The sequence below is a fragment of the Novosphingobium acidiphilum DSM 19966 genome (assembly GCF_000429005.1).
GTDB classification, from domain to species: Bacteria; Pseudomonadota; Alphaproteobacteria; order Sphingomonadales; family Sphingomonadaceae; genus Novosphingobium; species Novosphingobium acidiphilum.
In genome coordinates this window covers 98341-113081 of record NZ_AUBA01000013.1, presented here as the reverse complement: position 1 = coordinate 113081, position 14741 = coordinate 98341, and the positions used below count along the sequence as shown (strand labels likewise).

17 protein-coding genes and 1 tRNA gene are annotated in these 14741 nt (G+C 63.2%); 8 read left to right on the top strand and 10 right to left on the bottom strand.

The genetic code is table 11. The features are described from left to right. A partial coding sequence (locus tag G404_RS0112330) for a transposase (RefSeq protein ID WP_156906292.1) occupies nucleotides 1–324 on the top strand: 324 nt, incomplete at its 5' end. 769 nt (nucleotides 325–1093) lie between these two features. Here the strand turns inward: G404_RS0112330 and G404_RS0112325 are convergent. Continuing rightward, nucleotides 1094–1170 (bottom strand) — tRNA-Pro (locus tag G404_RS0112325). A 211-nt stretch (nucleotides 1171–1381) separates the two neighbouring features. Between G404_RS0112325 and yajC the strand changes: the two genes are divergently transcribed. Genes yajC through secF form a run of 3 tightly spaced genes read left to right on the top strand, consistent with a single transcriptional unit; the run spans nucleotide 1382 to nucleotide 4327 of the window. After that, nucleotides 1382–1726, top strand: coding sequence for a preprotein translocase subunit YajC (gene yajC, locus G404_RS0112320; RefSeq protein ID WP_036521288.1), 345 nt, complete (start codon nucleotides 1382–1384; stop codon nucleotides 1724–1726). A 21-nt stretch (nucleotides 1727–1747) separates the two neighbouring features. Then, nucleotides 1748–3355 (top strand): protein translocase subunit SecD, encoded by a 1608-nt coding sequence (secD, locus tag G404_RS0112315; RefSeq protein WP_028641356.1) that lies wholly within the window; start codon nucleotides 1748–1750, stop codon nucleotides 3353–3355. Nucleotides 3356–3370: 15 nt separating this feature from the next. Beyond that, the gene (gene secF / locus G404_RS0112310; RefSeq protein WP_028641355.1) at nucleotides 3371–4327 is read left to right on the top strand and encodes a protein translocase subunit SecF; all 957 of its coding nucleotides are present in this window, start codon (nucleotides 3371–3373) and stop codon (nucleotides 4325–4327) included. A 40-nt stretch (nucleotides 4328–4367) separates the two neighbouring features. Here secF and G404_RS0112305 read toward each other — a convergent pair whose 3' ends face one another. The 3 genes from G404_RS0112305 to G404_RS0112295 all read right to left on the bottom strand — a co-directional run bounded on the left by G404_RS0112305 (nucleotide 4368) and on the right by G404_RS0112295 (nucleotide 8108). Next, a complete protein-coding gene (locus tag G404_RS0112305; RefSeq protein ID WP_245584512.1) occupies nucleotides 4368–5558 on the bottom strand; it encodes a glycosyltransferase in 1191 nt (396 codons plus the stop codon). 11 nt (nucleotides 5559–5569) lie between these two features. Beyond that, nucleotides 5570–6142, bottom strand: a complete 573-nt coding sequence (locus tag G404_RS0112300; protein ID WP_028641353.1) for a helix-turn-helix domain-containing protein — start codon at nucleotides 6140–6142, stop codon at nucleotides 5570–5572. Between the two features lie 145 nt (nucleotides 6143–6287). Continuing rightward, the gene (locus G404_RS0112295) at nucleotides 6288–8108 is read right to left on the bottom strand and encodes an ABC-F family ATP-binding cassette domain-containing protein (protein ID WP_028641352.1); all 1821 of its coding nucleotides are present in this window, start codon (nucleotides 8106–8108) and stop codon (nucleotides 6288–6290) included. A 149-nt stretch (nucleotides 8109–8257) separates the two neighbouring features. Here G404_RS0112295 and G404_RS18970 point away from each other — a divergent pair, with 149 nt between their 5' ends. The 3 genes from G404_RS18970 (at nucleotide 8258) to G404_RS0112280 (ending at nucleotide 10823) form a co-directional block, all read left to right on the top strand. Continuing rightward, on the top strand, nucleotides 8258–8605 hold the full coding sequence (locus G404_RS18970) for a PepSY domain-containing protein (RefSeq protein WP_425411647.1): 348 nt from the start codon (nucleotides 8258–8260) through the stop codon (nucleotides 8603–8605). Nucleotides 8606–8728: 123 nt separating this feature from the next. Next, nucleotides 8729–9391 (top strand): response regulator transcription factor, encoded by a 663-nt coding sequence (locus G404_RS0112285; protein ID WP_028641351.1) that lies wholly within the window; start codon nucleotides 8729–8731, stop codon nucleotides 9389–9391. Next, complete coding sequence (locus G404_RS0112280) at nucleotides 9357–10823, top strand: sensor histidine kinase (RefSeq protein ID WP_425411646.1); 1467 nt, start codon at nucleotides 9357–9359, stop codon at nucleotides 10821–10823. The genes G404_RS0112285 and G404_RS0112280 overlap by 35 nt, the downstream gene beginning before the upstream one ends. A 76-nt stretch (nucleotides 10824–10899) precedes the next feature. On the opposite strand, the gene G404_RS0112275 is transcribed toward G404_RS0112280, so the two are convergent. From G404_RS0112275 to G404_RS0112265, 3 genes are all read right to left on the bottom strand, one after another. Further along, entirely contained in the window at nucleotides 10900–11427 is a 528-nt protein-coding gene (locus tag G404_RS0112275; RefSeq protein WP_028641349.1) for a hypothetical protein, read from the bottom strand. A gap of 83 nt (nucleotides 11428–11510) precedes the next feature. Next, nucleotides 11511–12083, bottom strand: coding sequence for a hypothetical protein (locus G404_RS0112270; RefSeq protein ID WP_028641348.1), 573 nt, complete (start codon nucleotides 12081–12083; stop codon nucleotides 11511–11513). Between the two features lie 4 nt (nucleotides 12084–12087). Further along, complete coding sequence (locus tag G404_RS0112265) at nucleotides 12088–12354, bottom strand: helix-turn-helix transcriptional regulator (RefSeq protein ID WP_245584511.1); 267 nt, start codon at nucleotides 12352–12354, stop codon at nucleotides 12088–12090. 237 nt (nucleotides 12355–12591) lie between these two features. Between G404_RS0112265 and G404_RS18965 the strand changes: the two genes are divergently transcribed. Beyond that, entirely contained in the window at nucleotides 12592–13494 is a 903-nt protein-coding gene (locus tag G404_RS18965) for a L,D-transpeptidase family protein (RefSeq protein ID WP_051280639.1), read from the top strand. A gap of 11 nt (nucleotides 13495–13505) precedes the next feature. Here the strand turns inward: G404_RS18965 and G404_RS0112255 are convergent, their stop codons facing one another. The 3 genes from G404_RS0112255 to G404_RS0112245 are packed head-to-tail and all read right to left on the bottom strand — an operon-like array spanning nucleotide 13506 to nucleotide 14737. Continuing rightward, a complete protein-coding gene (locus G404_RS0112255; RefSeq protein ID WP_028641346.1) occupies nucleotides 13506–13865 on the bottom strand; it encodes a hypothetical protein in 360 nt (119 codons plus the stop codon). Between the two features lie 4 nt (nucleotides 13866–13869). Beyond that, nucleotides 13870–14190: a hypothetical protein gene (locus G404_RS0112250; protein WP_028641345.1), complete on the bottom strand. Its 321-nt coding sequence runs from the start codon at nucleotides 14188–14190 to the stop codon at nucleotides 13870–13872. 52 nt (nucleotides 14191–14242) lie between these two features. After that, nucleotides 14243–14737 (bottom strand): SRPBCC domain-containing protein, encoded by a 495-nt coding sequence (locus G404_RS0112245; RefSeq protein WP_028641344.1) that lies wholly within the window; start codon nucleotides 14735–14737, stop codon nucleotides 14243–14245. Nucleotides 14738–14741 lie beyond the last annotated feature (4 nt).

The following is a 14741-nucleotide window of genomic DNA, read 5'->3' as shown; positions in this document are numbered from 1 at the left end:
AAGGCGTATAACACTTTGATTGCATTGCCGGAACGAGCACCAAAGGCGCTCCTGGCCGACAAGGGGTACGACGCAGACGCAATCCGAGCCGATCTTGCCAATCGCAACATCCAAGCCGTCATCCCGGGTCGCTCAAACCGCCGGATTAAAGTCGAACATGATCGCACGCTCTACAAGGAACGCAATCACATCGAACGCTTCTTCGGGCGCCTGAAAATCAACCGCGCCATCGCTACCCGCTACGATCAGCTTGCAGAAAGCTTCCTCAGCATGGTCCATATCGCCTCAGCCAGATACTGGCTCAAATTTGTCCACGCCGCCTAATGCTTATGCTATCGAGCACATGAGCAAGAGAGCGCGTTATCTTTCATGTCATGATAAAAGAATTGATCTGACAGATGGCGCTCAGGCCGCATGTATTCGCGCATTGACGGTCGGCCCCGGCGAAGAAATTCCGGGAAGTGAACATCATTGCGGTTTTTTGAACAGCTTTCGCTGCGCATACTATGCCCCGGCGAAATAGTAATCGGACTTTCTACCAAAAAAGCCAACGGCGGCTGATTTTATGTCAAAATTCACTTCTTGGATAATTTTGACTGCAATCCTGTTGGGAGCTTGCCACAGACCGCAATCGTACATCGAAGCGGAAGGGGAGGCTGCATGCAAGGGCTCTTGCTCTGGCCACGAAGCAGGCTGGCGCTGGGCGGAGCATCGTCAGATTTCTGATCCAGAGCAATGCCGTGGGCGCAGTGAGTCCTTTGTGGAGGGCTGTGAAGCGTACGCACGAGACGGCTCCTAGTCGGCATGCCCCAGAAACCCAAAAACTGGCGCGGATTTTGGGCGCCCCCCTCAAAAATCTTGACCTCCCGCCTTCCGGACCCGTTTCCCAAGGTTGGGCGCGCGACAGCGGCGGCGGCATTGCCGTCGGCCGGTCGATCGGCTGGAATAGGGCGGGCGAGCGTCGGGCTAGTCACACCGGGTCCCATCGGACAGCGCGCGCGCCACCCGTGAGGCGAAATCGCGCCCGGTGCTTACTATGTGCTTACTGGTAGGTGGCTTTAGGCAGGGTGTGTTGCCTAAGTATCTGATTTATTGGTCGGGACGAGAGGATTCGAACCTCCGACCCCCACACCCCCAGTGTGATGCGCTACCAGGCTGCGCTACGTCCCGACCGAGGGACGGGCCTATACGGAGGGCATGGCCCGATGGCAAGCGGGTTGCGGCGACTATTTTTTGTGGGGTGTGCCCGGGGCCGGCACATCGCTTCGGTTTGCCTTGGCCCGGCCAAGCTGCTAGTCGGCGCGGCACGTCCGGGTGGTGGGGGTTTAAAACGTGTCCCTTCCGCCCGATATGGCGTGATGCGACCAATTGACCCAGATTCATGAACGGACCTGCCTTGCTTTCCATCCTTGACCTGGCCGCTGCCCAGACCGCCGGTGACCCGCCGTTTTATACGGGCCTGCTGCCGCTGATCCCCATGGCGGCGGTGTTCTATTTCCTGGTGCTGCGCCCGCAGATGCGCAAGCAGAAGGATCACCAGCAGAAGATTTCCGCGCTGAAAAAGGGCGATCAGGTGGTCACGGCCGGCGGTCTGATTGCCAAAGTCGTGCGCGTGGACGAAGCCACGGTCGATCTTGAAATCGCCACCGGGGTTAAAGTGCGTGCGATCAAATCGACGCTGGGCGATATCGTGCCGCCGGGCGGCACGACCGTGGCCAACGACTGAGCCAGGACGAAGGACCAGCAGATGCTCGATTTCCCGCGCTGGAAGGTGATCTTCCTTTGGCTGATCACGATCGTGGCCGCCGCTTCGGCGCTGCCCTCGGTGGTCGATGTGGCCGGGTATCGCTGGCCCGCCGGCATCCCCGAACCCAAAGTCAATCTGGGGCTCGACCTGGCCGGTGGCAGCCACCTGATGCTCGAGGCCGATCCCGCACAGGTCCGCACGCAGCGGATCGAAGGCATGGAAGAATCGGTGCGCAACAAGCTGCGCCAGATGAGCCAGCCGGTGCGGATCAGCGACATTTCGAACAACAACGGCGCGCTCAGCTTTCTGGTTGATGATCCGGGCAAGATCGACGCGGTGCGCGAAGCGGTGCTGCCGCTGACCAACGGTGCGGGCCTGACCGGCAAGCGCGACTGGACGATCAGCGTTGTCGATGGCAATCGCTTTGTCCTGGCCCCGACGCAGGAAGGGATCGACCAGGCAGTCAGCCAGGCGATGGAAACCGCGGTCGAAGTGGTGCGCAAACGTATCGACGCGCTGGGCACCAAGGAACCGACGATTATCCGTTCGGGCAGCAACCGCATTGTTGTGCAGGTGCCCGGGCTTCAGGACCCGCAGGCGTTGAAAAACCTGCTGGGCCAGACCGCCAAGCTTGAATTCAAGCTGGTCGACCAGAACGCCAACCCCACCGATGTGGCGCAGGGCATCGCGCCTCCGGGCGATGAAATCGTGCCCTTTGCCGAAGCCAAGGCGGGCGCACCCGCGGCCAAGCTGGCGGTCAAGCGCCTGGGCGGGATTCGCGGCGACGAATTGACCAATGCCACGCTGTCGAACGATCCGCAGACCAATGCGGCAACCGTGTCGATCACGTTCAACACCGATGGCGGGGCAAAGTTTGCCAAGCTGACCGCGGCCAACGTGGGCAAACCGTTTGCGATCATCCTGGATGGCAAAGTGCTGTCGGCACCCAATATTCACGAAGCGATCCTGGGCGGCAGCGCCGCGATCTCGGGCAATTTCACCACCGACAGCGCCAGCCAGCTGGCGATCTCGCTGCGGTCGGGGGCTTTGCCGGTTGATCTGAAAGTGGTCGAAGAACGCACCGTCGGGCCGGACCTTGGCGCGGATTCGATCCGCAAGGGGATGATCGCGATGGGCGTCGGCACGCTGGCGCTGGCGGTGTTCATCCTGGTTACCTATGGCCGGTTTGGCGTCTATGCCTGCTGCGCACTGGTGCTCAACGTGTTCATGATCCTGGGGATCATGGGCCTGATCGGCACCACGCTGACGCTGCCGGGGATTGCCGGCTTCGTGCTGACGATCGGTGCGGCGGTCGATGCCAATGTGCTGATCTATGAACGCATCCGCGAAGAACGCCATCGCGGACGGCGCGTGGTGCAGGCGGTGGAAGTGGGCTATAAAGAGGCGACGCGCGCCATTTTTGACGCCAATTTCACCAATATCATTGCCGCCGTGCTGATGGGCTGGTTTGGTTCGGGCCCGGTCAAGGGCTTTGCCGTGGTGCTGATCATCGGCATCGCCACCAGCGTGTTTACCGCTGTCGTCATGACCCGGATGTGGGTCGCGCAATGGCTGCGCCGCGCGCGTCCTGCCGATCTGCATCTGTAAGAGGGGCCTCGATCCATGAAACTCCTCAAGCTTGTTCCCGATCACACCAACATCCATTTCCTCAAATGGCGGGTGCCGTTTTATCTTGGCAGCCTGCTGCTGATCGCAGCCTCGTGGGGCCTGGTGATGACCCGCGGGCTTAATCTGGGGGTCGATTTCGTCGGCGGCCAGATGGTTCGCGTGACGTTTGAACGCAGCGCCGAGGCGCCCGTGGGCGTGCTGCGCGATGAAGTGACCAAATTGGGCTATGGCGAGCCGATCCTGCAACGCTTTGGCAAGCCCAACGAAGTGTCGATCCGCATGAAATTGCCCGCAGGCGCCGACAAGGACCCGTCGCTGTCGGACAAGATGGCGCGCACGATCACGGCGGCGGTCAAGGCCAACCATGCCGATGCACGCATCGACGGGGTGGATTCGGTTTCGGGCAAAGTGTCCAAAGAGCTGGGCTGGTCTGCGTTCTATGCGCTGGGGCTGGCGGCGATCTTTGTCGCAGCCTATATCTGGGTGCGGTTCGAATGGCAGTTCGGTGTGGGCGCCTTGCTCAGCCTGGTGCACGACGTGTCGTTGACGCTGGGGATGTTTGCGCTGACCCAGCTGGAATTCGACCTGAACATCGTGGCCGCGTTGCTGACGCTGATCGGCTATTCGCTGAACGACACCATCGTGGTCTATGACCGCATCCGCGAAAACCTGAAAAAGTATCGCAAGATGCCGATCCCGGAACTGCTCGACCTGTCGGTCAACGAAACGCTGGCACGCACGATCGTGACATCGCTGTCGATGCTGATCACGCTGGTCGCGCTGCTGTTGCTGGGGCCGGCGGTGATCTTCGGGTTTACCGCAGCGATCACGCTGGGCATTTTCATCGGCACCTACAGCTCGATCTATATGGCCGCACCGATCCTGATCTGGCTGAAAGTGTCGTCGAAAAGCTTTGTGCCCGGCGAAGCCGACAGCCCGGCCAAGGCATAACGCGCATAAACCGAACCTTTCCCCTTCCGGGGGGGAAGGTTCAGGCCACGATCCCTGCGTAAATTTCGGCAAGATTGGCGGCGTTTGCGTCCCAGCTGAACCGGCTGACCGTGGCGGCAATCTGTTCGCGCGGTGCACGCGCGTCGAGCACGTCGCGCAGGCCCTGGGCAATCGCCAGCGGATCGCGGGCGACCAGCCGACCGGCTTCGGGTCGATCGAGCACTTCGCGCGCGCCGCCGACATCGGGAATGACCAGCGCGGCACCACTGGCCAAAGCTTCGATCCAGGCGTTGGCGATACCTTCGCGTTCCGAAGCCAGCACCATCGCCTCGGCCGCGCCAAGCAGCAGCGGCAGATCATCATGGCCCAGATTGCCACCAAACCGCACGCGGTGGCCAAGGCCTGCCTGTGCCACCTGCTGGCGCAGGCCGGCCTCGTCGGGGCCAGCGCCCACCAGCACCAGCACCACATCATCGGGCAGGTGGGCCAGCGCGGCGATCGCCAGCGACTGGCCCTTGATCGCGATCAGCGCGCCGACGCTGGCCACGATCCGCGCGCCCCGGGGCAGATCGAGCGCGGGCAGGCGTGCCGCCAGCGCGGCGCGCGCCTCATCGTGCGGCCGCAGACGGAACCGGGTGTGATCCAGCCCGGTATAATGCACCCGGATGCGATCTTGCGGCAGGCCAAGTGCGGCCATGTCGCGGCCCAGCGCGGCCGACACCGACAACAGCACACGCGCCTGGGCGGCGGCGGCCTGAATCTGCTTGAGCGCCGCGGGGTGTTTGCCCCAGAACAGGATGTCGCCGCCGCGCGCCTTGATCGCCAAAGGCAGGTTCAGCGCGCGCGCGATCTGTGCGGCGGCCGGACCGTCGGGATAGAAAAACTGCGCATCGACCATGTCGAAGGGGGTTTCGGCATGCAGGCGCCGCGCCAGCGGCAGCACGGCACGCGCGATAAATGCCGGATTGAACCGGCCCGACAGGCCGGGCACCAGCGCAAAGCGCGGGTGATACACGGTGACATTGCCGCCGCGTTCCACCGCCGGCACCGTGCGCAAGGGGGCATAGCGGGTTCGGGCCAGCACCGCGTCGGGCAGCAGCGGAGGCAGGCCGATCGGATTGATCACCGTCACCTGCCAATCGCCCCTGCGGGCCAGTGCCTCCATCTGGTTTTGCACAAAGCGGCCAAAGCCCGGCCGTGGCGGTGCGGGATACAGTGTGGCCAGCGACAACAGGCGAAGGGTCAAAGGCGGCGCACCAGCATTTCTGCCACGCCCAGCCAGGCTGGCCGATCGATCACCACCTGACGCTGGCCGATGCCGGGGGGCAACACCGCGATCCGTTCACCATCGCGATCGATCATCCGGCCAAAGGCAAAGCGCCCGCCGGGGCGCGGCGCCAGCACATCGCGATTGAGCGCGCGCGGAAAATCATCGGGTCCGACCTGGCGCAACCAGATCTGGTCACCCGTGCGGTATTCGCCCGCGCTGGTTTCCACCGCGATCACCACCAGCGTGGCTTCGCCGCCAGGCACAACGGGAAACAGCGCTTCTACCGGCTGGCTCAGCGGTTCCGTGCCGTTGATCCCGAGCCGGGCGATCAGCGCAGGCGCGGTGTTGCTTTGCGCGCGCACCAGCAACTGTGGATCGACCCCAAGCGCTGCAGCAATGCGGTTCATCCACGCCAGCGACAGCGAACGCATGCCGGTTTCCAGCCGACCGATGGTCTGTGCTGTGGTCGGTGGCTGACAGCGTGCGGCCACATCGGCCAGCGTCATGCCCTTTTGCCGACGGATATCGCGAATGCGATTGATCATGGCTGGGTCTCATCCAAACGCAAAAGAGGGCATGCTCCAAATATTCCTGCAATACGCACGCAAGAGCAAGAACGCTGCCCAAGTCCTGTTCGATATCGCTATCGCCGAGCGATACATCAAACGTATGAAACGCACCAGCGTTCCATTAACCTTCGACAAGTTCTGCCAGCTCCAACCAACGCATTTCGGCGGATTCTTTCTCGGCGCGCAGGGTATCGAGCGTTTCGGTCAGTTTTGCGAAACGTTCGGGGTCTCGCGCGTAGAGCGCGGGATCGGCCAGGTCGGTTTCACCGCGCGCAATCAGCCGGTCGATGTCTTCGATGCGCTGCGGCAGCAGCTCGTAATCGCGCTGATCCTTGTACGACAGTTTGCCTTTGCGCGGCGGCGGCGGAGGCGGCGGTGCGGCAGCGGGGGCGGCGGTGGACGTCCTGGCCACCGGGCGACCCTGCAACCGTTCCTTGCGGATACGGTCCCAGTCGGCATAGCCGCCTGCGACCACATCGACCCGGCCCGATCCATCAAGCCCCAGCATGATCGTGACCGTGCGATCGAGGAAATCGCGGTCATGGCTGACGATCAGCACGGTGCCGTCGTAATCGGCGATCACCTCCTGCAACAGGTCGAGCGTTTCCAGATCGAGATCGTTGGTCGGTTCGTCCATCACCAGCAGGTTCGATGCGCGGGCAAATTCGCGCGCCAGCAACAGGCGCGAACGTTCGCCCCCCGACAAGGTGCCCACGCGCGCCTCGACCAGCCCGGGATCGAACAGGAAATCCTTGAGATAGCCCTGGATATGCTTGCGCACCCCGCGCACATCGATCCAGTCGCCGCCTTCGGCCAGGACATCGCGGATGCGTTTGTCGGGCGCCATCAGGCTGCGTTGCTGGTCGATCATCACGCCTTGCAGCGTTTTGGCCAGCGTGATCGTGCCGGTGTCGGGGGCAAGTTCGCCGGTCAGCAGTTTCAGCAGCGTGGTTTTGCCCGCGCCATTGGCGCCGACCACGCCGATGCGATCGCCGCGCGTGATGCGCAGGGTAAAATCCTTGATGATCGTGCGCTCGGCCCCCTTGGCGCCGAACGTCTTGCCCACGCCATCGGCCACGATCACCGCCTTGCTTTTGGCGTCATCGGTGGTCAGCGCCAGCTTGGCCGCGCCCTGCGGAGACAGCATCGCGGCGCGTTGCGCGCGCATGTCCCACAATTTGGCCAGGCGGCCCTGGTTGCGTTTGCGCCGCGCGGTTACGCCGCGTTGCAACCAGTGCGCCTCAAGCTTCAGCCGCGCATCCAGCCTTTCGGCAGCGCGCGCCTCTTCGGCATAGACCGTTTCCATCCATGCCTCGTACCCGCCAAACCCGATGTCCTTGCGCCGCAGGCTGCCGCGATCGAGCCACAGCGTGGCGCGGGTCAGCCGTTCGAGAAAGGTGCGGTCATGGCTGATCGCAACGAATGCGCCGTTGTAGCGTTGCAGCCAGCTTTCAAGCCATTCGATCGCGGTCAGGTCCAGATGGTTGGTCGGCTCGTCCAGCAACAGCAGATCGGGCTCGCTGGCCAGCGCGCGTGCCAGCGCGGCGCGGCGGCGTTCCCCGCCCGAGGCGCTGTCGGCCTTGCGCGACAGATCGATGCCCAGCTGGTCGGCAATCGCCTCGACCTCGTGGCGCGGCGGGGCCAGATCGCCGTGCAGCGCAAAATCGAGCAGCGTGTCGTACCCGGTAAAGAACGGATCCTGTTCCAGTGTCACGATCCGTGTGCCCGGCTGCACCGAGCGTTTACCACGATCGGCCTCGACCTGTCCGCCGATCAGTTTCATCAATGTGGTCTTGCCCGCGCCGTTGCGCCCGATCAGCGCAAGCCGGTCGCGCGGGCCGACAGACAGGTCAATGCCCTGAAACAGCCAGCCTCCGGCTTGATTTGCGGCGCCCTGGATCAGGCCAAGGCCTTCCCAGCTGAGAATTGGTGCGATTGCCATAATGGGGCGCGCATAAAGCAGAAGTGCGGCAACGAAAAGGATGTCGTGCGGGTTAAAGCGCCGACCTTTCGCAGCGGCCTAGCGCGCAAACGGGCTTGCATGCCCATTCACAATGCGTTCAATGCCTGCGTGGTACCGCAAACCTTGTCATGCAACGCATTCGCCCCATCCTGATCGGCGCGCTGGCCGCGTTTGCGCTGGGCCAGCCCGGGGCGGCCGGGGCGCATCCGCATGGCGCGGCGGTGCACATCAGGCCGATGCCGGCGCGCGCCTACGACCCCCAGCACGAGGCGCGCCGCGCGGTAAGAACCGGCAGCGCCTATCGCTTGCGCGATATCGAACGGCGCATCCTGCCCACCATGCCGGGGATGCAATACCTTGGCCCCGAATACGATGACGAAGCGATGGCCTATCGCCTGAAATTCATCCGCGACGGCCGCGTGACCTTTGTCGATGTCGATGCCCGCACCGGACAGGTGCGCGGACGATCGCATTGATTGTTTCCTGAACAAAGGGCAACGGGACCATTCCTTGACCGTTCAGGAACATGGTTGCAAGGTTAATGGCATACACGCGCAAGGGGGGCAGTCGCCCTTGCCGAAAAGGGGCACGAGGCTTTCATGCGTATCCTGATCGTAGAGGACGAACCCACGCTGGGTCGCCAGCTGAAATCCACGCTGGAATCCAACGGCTATGCCGTTGATTTGTCCACCGATGGCGAAGACGGGCATTTTCTGGGCTCGACCGAAGACTATGACGCGGTCGTGCTCGATCTGGGCCTGCCCGAGATCGATGGCCTGACCGTGCTCGGCATGTGGCGCAAGGAGGGGCGCAAGTTTCCGGTGCTGGTGCTGACCGCGCGCGACAGCTGGTCGGACAAAGTGGCCGGGCTTGATGCAGGCGCGGACGATTATCTGGCCAAGCCGTTCCAAAGCGAGGAACTGATCGCGCGCTTGCGCGCGCTGATCCGCCGCGCCTCGGGCAACACCAGTGCCGAACTGATCGCGGGCGACGTGCGGCTCGACACGCGGTCGGGCCGGGTCACGCTGGCGGGCGAGCCGGTCAAGCTGACCGCGCAGGAATACAAGCTGTTGTCCTATCTGCTGCACCACAAGGGCAAGGTGGTCAGCCGGACCGAGCTGATCGAACATATCTATGATCAGGATTTCGACCGCGATTCCAATACGATCGAAGTGTTTGTGACGCGCATCCGCAAAAAACTTGGTCCTGACGTGATCACGACAATCCGTGGCCTCGGTTACAGCCTCAACGAACCCGCCTGACCGCAATGCCCTTGCGGGACCAGCGGTGTCGGCCCCACAGGCCGGCACCGCACCCGTGCCCGCGTCGGCCGCTATCGCGCCGCACACCGGTTCGTTGCGGCGGCGGATGCTGTTTATCGCCTTTGCCTGGATCGTTGTGCTGCTGCTGGGCGGCGGAATCGCGCTCGAACGCACTTTGACCGGCCTGGTTACGCGCAATTTCGACGATCAGCTGAGCTATATGCTGACCGCGATGGTCTCGTCGGCGGAAATCGGCCCCGAAGGCGAAGTCTATTTCAGCCGACAGCTGGGCGACCAGCGTTTTCAGGAACCGAACAGCGGCCTGTATTGGCAGATTTCGGGGCGCGGGCACGACGAATTCGCCTCGCGCAGTTTGTGGGATCGCACGTTGCGGCTGAAAGGCGATCATTTCGACAACCAGCCGCACACCTATGACAGCAACCAGTTCGACGGCGAACCGCTGCGGGTGATCGAACGCTCGGTCATCCTGCCCGGCAGCCCGACCGCGTGGCAATTTGCGGTCGCCGCCAGCCGCAACGATATCGATGCGCAAGTCGGCCGCGTGCGCGCGATCCTGATCTGGTCGTTTGTCGTGCTGGGCCTGGGGTTGAGCGCGATGGCCTGGGCGCAGACTTATTATGGCCTGGGCCCGCTGCGCCGCGTGCGTCTGGCGATCATGCGCCTGCGCGAAGATGGCGGATCACGCCTTGACGAACCGTTGCCGCTCGAGGTGCAGCCGCTGGTGGTAGAGCTGAACGAACTGCTCGCGCACTCTGAACGGCAGGCGGAAGAAGCGCGCACCCACGCCGGCAATCTGGCGCACGCGCTGAAAACCCCGTTGACCGTTCTGACCAACGCCGCGCAGGCCCATGCTGAAGATCTGGCCGAAACCGTCGCGCGCGAATCCGCGGTGATGCGCCGTCAGGTCGATCATCACCTGGCGCGTGCGCGCGCCGTTGGCCGCCGCGCGCAGGGCCAATCGCGCGCCACCGTGCGCGACAGCGTCGAAGCCGTGCTGCGCGCGGTGGCACGCATCTATCCCGACGCGCGCTTTGACCTTGACGGCGATCACGAGGTGCAGGTCGCGCTTGAACGCCAGGACCTTGACGAAATCCTGGGCAACCTGATCGAAAATGCCGCCAAGTATGGCGGTGGTTCGGTGTTCATCACCATCGATGCGCGATCGTCCGATGCGCACCACTGCGATATCTGGATCGAAGACGACGGCATGGGGATTCCCAAGGCCGCACGCGAGCGCCTGTTCACCCGCGGCGCCCGGCTCGACACCTCGAAACCCGGCACCGGGCTTGGCCTCGCCATCGTGCGCGACGTCGCGGAGATCTATGGCGGATCGATCTCGCTGGGCGAAAGCGAGGACCTGGGCGGGTTGCTGGTGACGCTGCGATTGCCGCGCGCACGACAGGCGAAATAACGCAACCATGCGCCAGTATCGGCACCCCGAGCGTGGTCCGGCTGCCGCTACCCAGCTTGTGCCGGGTCCGACCCGCTCAACGCGCCACTTCCCCAATGGCTTGCGTAACAAGTTCGCGCATGTGGCGACCCGCCTCGATGTCGGGCCGGAAACCCATCACGCCATAGCTTAACTGTTGCCCGTCCGAGATAATGGCACGATCCTCTTCACAGCCCGGAAACAGCATAAACTGATCGGGTTTGTAGATGTGTCGCGGTTCGCTCCACAAGCGCGCCGCTTCGGCTCTGACGGCGCCGAGCAGAACTGGCGCCATTTCTCTGACAGTATCGCTATCGGCAACCGGTATCTTGGGGTCCGGCCCGAACCGGGCCTTGCGGGTGTGGCAGCCAACCGCACCGTTATCAAGATCGATCACGCACAAGGTCAATGCGGTGGCAAATTCGCCCACAAACATCGAAGTGATCGCATGGCGCGGCAGTTTTACAGCGGCAAAAAGGTCGGTGTCGGCGGCGGCGCTCCGGACGCTGCAATTGGCGCAAGTCCTGTCCATGGCTTCGGCCCAGCCAACTTCGGCTACCTTGGCCCGAGACAGGACAGGCGACATCAGCACGAGTGCGGCAGACAAAGCTGAGGTCCACACTGGAATATTCCGGTGAAGGGCTGGCGATGTATGGCGTGCGCACGACATCAATCCTCGTCCGCCGTGGCCCTCGGCAGTGCCCAGCTTGCAACCAGCACCGCAACATTCAATTCAACGGTCATCAGAATCAGCGCGAGTGCCACCCAGTCAATCGCAGTGGCGGGGCACCACCAGTGATATCCAGTGACATAGCCAGCCACACTTTGGCCGCCCAGATCGACCATCGGCAGGGCAAATCCCATATACAAGCAGCCGACGATCGCCAGAACCGCGATCGTCAGCAGACCCCAGAAGTGGCTGGTACGGAACAGCGCCAACTGGCGCTCATCGCGATGGGGGCGGCCCTCGGTCAATGGACTTTGCGACATCACCAGTGAAGTGGCGACCCATATCATTTCGACGCCGAAGCGATAGATGGCCGATCGTCCTGACACCATTGCGCCGATGCTGATCAGACCGGCCAGCAGCAGCGCCAGCGGCAGATAGCGAAAGCTACGGTGGCGCCTAAGCGAAGGTGCAACGGCGTAGGGCCTGATCTTGAATAGCCGAAACAGTGGATACCAGAGCCATTCTGCGACGCGATCCAGGGCTTCGATTACGGGCTGACGGCGGGCAAACACAAGCTCAATCTCCTGTGTGACCCAAGGTGTGGGCAACCGACGGAAAGGGCTGGAACGAAAACAGCATCTCTAGCCTGACTCCGAAAATCCCAGCCAGCATCATCGCCAGTTCAAGGCTCGGCTTGTAATCGCCGCGTTCAAGAAACCCGATGGTCTGCGGGTTGACGCCTACTTTGTCGGCAAGGTCTTTGCGCGACATTCCGTTGTCTGCGCGAAACAGCGAGATCCGGTTGTAGATGACCCTTTGCATGCATAGATCATGGCGATTCATTGTGTAAACGCAACGGCTTTGTTAATCCCAAAAAATAAGGTGCGATTACGCCGGGGCTGGGATTGAATAACGACGGCTGGGGGGGGGGGCGTCGGGTTGGGCGTCGCGTTTTTGATGGCGTGTGGTTCTTTGTTTTTGAAATAACCATTGGCAGCCGCTTTTTGATGCCATAGCCTGTTAACCATTGGCGTTAACCGGGGACTCACCATTTTCAGGCGCATCGGCATCGTCCTTGCAGTGGTTTCGCTGGCCCTGCTGGCGGGAACAGGACTGACCATCGCGTTACTGCCGGCGGCACATGCCGAAGGTCCGGCAGCGTCGCTGCCGTCGGCCGTCAGCACTGCACCCGCCACCAATGCGCCTGCTGCGGCACCCAAACCGCTGGCCCCGACCATTGCGCAGGCGTTGAAGGCCGGCGTGTTGATCGTGATCAGCAAACCGTCGCAGCGGATGCATGTGTTCAAGGATGGTGCGCCGTGGCTGGTCTCACCGGTTTCCACCGGACGGCGCGGTCATGCGACACCGGCGGGGGTGTTTCCCGTTCTGGAAAAACAGAGATTTCACCGGTCCAATCTCTACAGCAACGCGCCGATGCCGTTCATGCAGCGTCTGACGTTTGGCGGCATCGCCATTCACGCCGGGTACCTGCCAGGTTATCCGGCGTCGCACGGGTGTATCCGCGTGCCGATGGGCGTCGCGCGGTCGCTGTTTGGCCTGACCCGGGCGGGCGATACGACGGTGGTCATCATGAATGCGGCGATGCAATCCGACGACCAGGCGCGGCGTCTGGCGCTGGGCGTGCAGCAGCCGGGGGACGGACCGACCGCGCCCGTTCGCCTGGCCTATGCGCCGGTTGCGGTGCCGGGCAATGCCGCCCCGGCGCCCGCTGCGCCTGCCCCGCCTGCATCGGGCAGTGGACAAACGATCCAGCTTGCCGCCGCGCTGTCACCGCAAGAGGCCGAAGCGCGCTGGAGCTGGCTGCTCGGTCTGCAATCCCGGCTCGGCCTGCTGGACAAGACCGTGGTGCCCGTGGCGATGGGATCACACCGGTTCTTTCGCCTGCGTGCGTCGGGTCCGGGTGCCTATGACACCTGCTCGCAATTGCGGGGCGCAGGCATCGACTGTTTCCGGGTGCTTTAGCGCCGGGGGATTCACTGATAGTGCAGGGTGTTCGCAAACCCGGTGTTGGCCTTGGCCATCTTGGTCAGTTTTCTCAGGTTCGCGCGGACATATCGTTCGAAACGGCGATCGTCGTGAATGCCCGTGGTCGGGTATTCGTCTTCAGCCAGCAGGACCTTCAGCCGATCGGCAAATACGGCCTGATCGTTGCTGGCGGCGGCGGCCCGTACGGCTTTGCAGACCCATTCTTCGGCGGCGGCCATGTCGTAATCGTCGCGCGCTTCATACCCGCGCCTGTCGGCATCGGCCTGGTCGCGGCGCGCGGCGGCGATCCGGCTGTCCAGCCAGGTGCGCACCTGTTCGCCGTTCCACGCAGCAGGCACTGTGGTCATCGTGCTAGTTGCCGTCGGCATCGACGACGAACACCATCGGCTTGCCGCGCGATGCGGGTTCCCACCCGGCCAGCAGGGCTGCGCGGATGCCGCGCATGACGATGGCGTCGCTGATTTGCAGCCGGCCGCGTTGCAACCCTTTCAGCAGGCGCTTGGGCGTCGGGAATTCCAGCAGGGCGGCGCGCTGGGTGTCTTGTTGCAGCAAGGCTACGGCCATGCCCTGCCAGCCCGTGGTTTCGCTCCATTGCGGTTCGCGCCGCAATTCCCAATCATAAGGTAGCCCGTCAACGGTGACGGTACCGGAAAGCCTGTGTGTGTTTGACATGCGGTCGCGCCTAGCAGGTTTCTGCGGTCATACCACCGCAATGCCACGCCGCCTAGCGTGCCAGCATGGCAGCCAGCTGCGCCAGTTGTTCGGGCAGCGCCGCGGCGCTGCCCTGCAGCGCGTCATCGCGCGCGTCGCCGGTGGGATAGGTTTCGTGGAATGTCAGCAGGGTTTTGCCGCGCACCGTTGCAAAGGTCACTGTGGTCACCGCGCCCTGTTCGTCTTCATCGTTGGTCCACACGATGCGCTGGTCCGGCACGACGTCGAGGTATTTGCCGTGAAAGGCCATCGATTCCGCGCCGCCGGTGCCGAATTCCAGGCGATAGGTTCCCCCGGTGCGCACATCCATGTCGCACCCGACAAGCGCCACGCCGGTCATCGATGCGGGCACCCACCAGCGCTGGAACAGCGTTGGCTCGCTCCATGCAGCAAATACCCGGGCTGGCGGGGCATCGAAGGTGCGGGTGATGACCAGTGCGCAATCGCCCAGGCACGCAACGGCTGCGGGGTCGGGCGGCGTATCGGCCTTGTCTGTGTGGGGGCTCATCGCG

What these genes read in the sequence shown, in the direction of transcription:
- yajC (WP_036521288.1), top strand. Translation starts at nt 1,382, where the DNA reads ATGAACGGACCTGCCTTGCTTTCCATCCTTGACCTGGCCGCTGCCCAG.
- secD (WP_028641356.1), top strand. Translation starts at nt 1,748, where the DNA reads ATGCTCGATTTCCCGCGCTGGAAGGTGATCTTCCTTTGGCTGATCACG.
- secF (WP_028641355.1), top strand. Translation starts at nt 3,371, where the DNA reads ATGAAACTCCTCAAGCTTGTTCCCGATCACACCAACATCCATTTCCTC.
- G404_RS0112300 (WP_028641353.1), bottom strand. Translation starts at nt 6,142, where the DNA reads ATGATCAATCGCATTCGCGATATCCGTCGGCAAAAGGGCATGACGCTG.
- G404_RS0112295 (WP_028641352.1), bottom strand. Translation starts at nt 8,108, where the DNA reads ATGGCAATCGCACCAATTCTCAGCTGGGAAGGCCTTGGCCTGATCCAG.
- G404_RS18970 (WP_425411647.1), top strand. Translation starts at nt 8,258, where the DNA reads ATGCAACGCATTCGCCCCATCCTGATCGGCGCGCTGGCCGCGTTTGCG.
- G404_RS0112285 (WP_028641351.1), top strand. Translation starts at nt 8,729, where the DNA reads ATGCGTATCCTGATCGTAGAGGACGAACCCACGCTGGGTCGCCAGCTG.
- G404_RS0112275 (WP_028641349.1), bottom strand. Translation starts at nt 11,427, where the DNA reads ATGTCGCCTGTCCTGTCTCGGGCCAAGGTAGCCGAAGTTGGCTGGGCC.
- G404_RS0112265 (WP_245584511.1), bottom strand. Translation starts at nt 12,354, where the DNA reads ATGAATCGCCATGATCTATGCATGCAAAGGGTCATCTACAACCGGATC.
- G404_RS0112255 (WP_028641346.1), bottom strand. Translation starts at nt 13,865, where the DNA reads ATGACCACAGTGCCTGCTGCGTGGAACGGCGAACAGGTGCGCACCTGG.
- G404_RS0112250 (WP_028641345.1), bottom strand. Translation starts at nt 14,190, where the DNA reads ATGTCAAACACACACAGGCTTTCCGGTACCGTCACCGTTGACGGGCTA.
- G404_RS0112245 (WP_028641344.1), bottom strand. Translation starts at nt 14,737, where the DNA reads ATGAGCCCCCACACAGACAAGGCCGATACGCCGCCCGACCCCGCAGCC.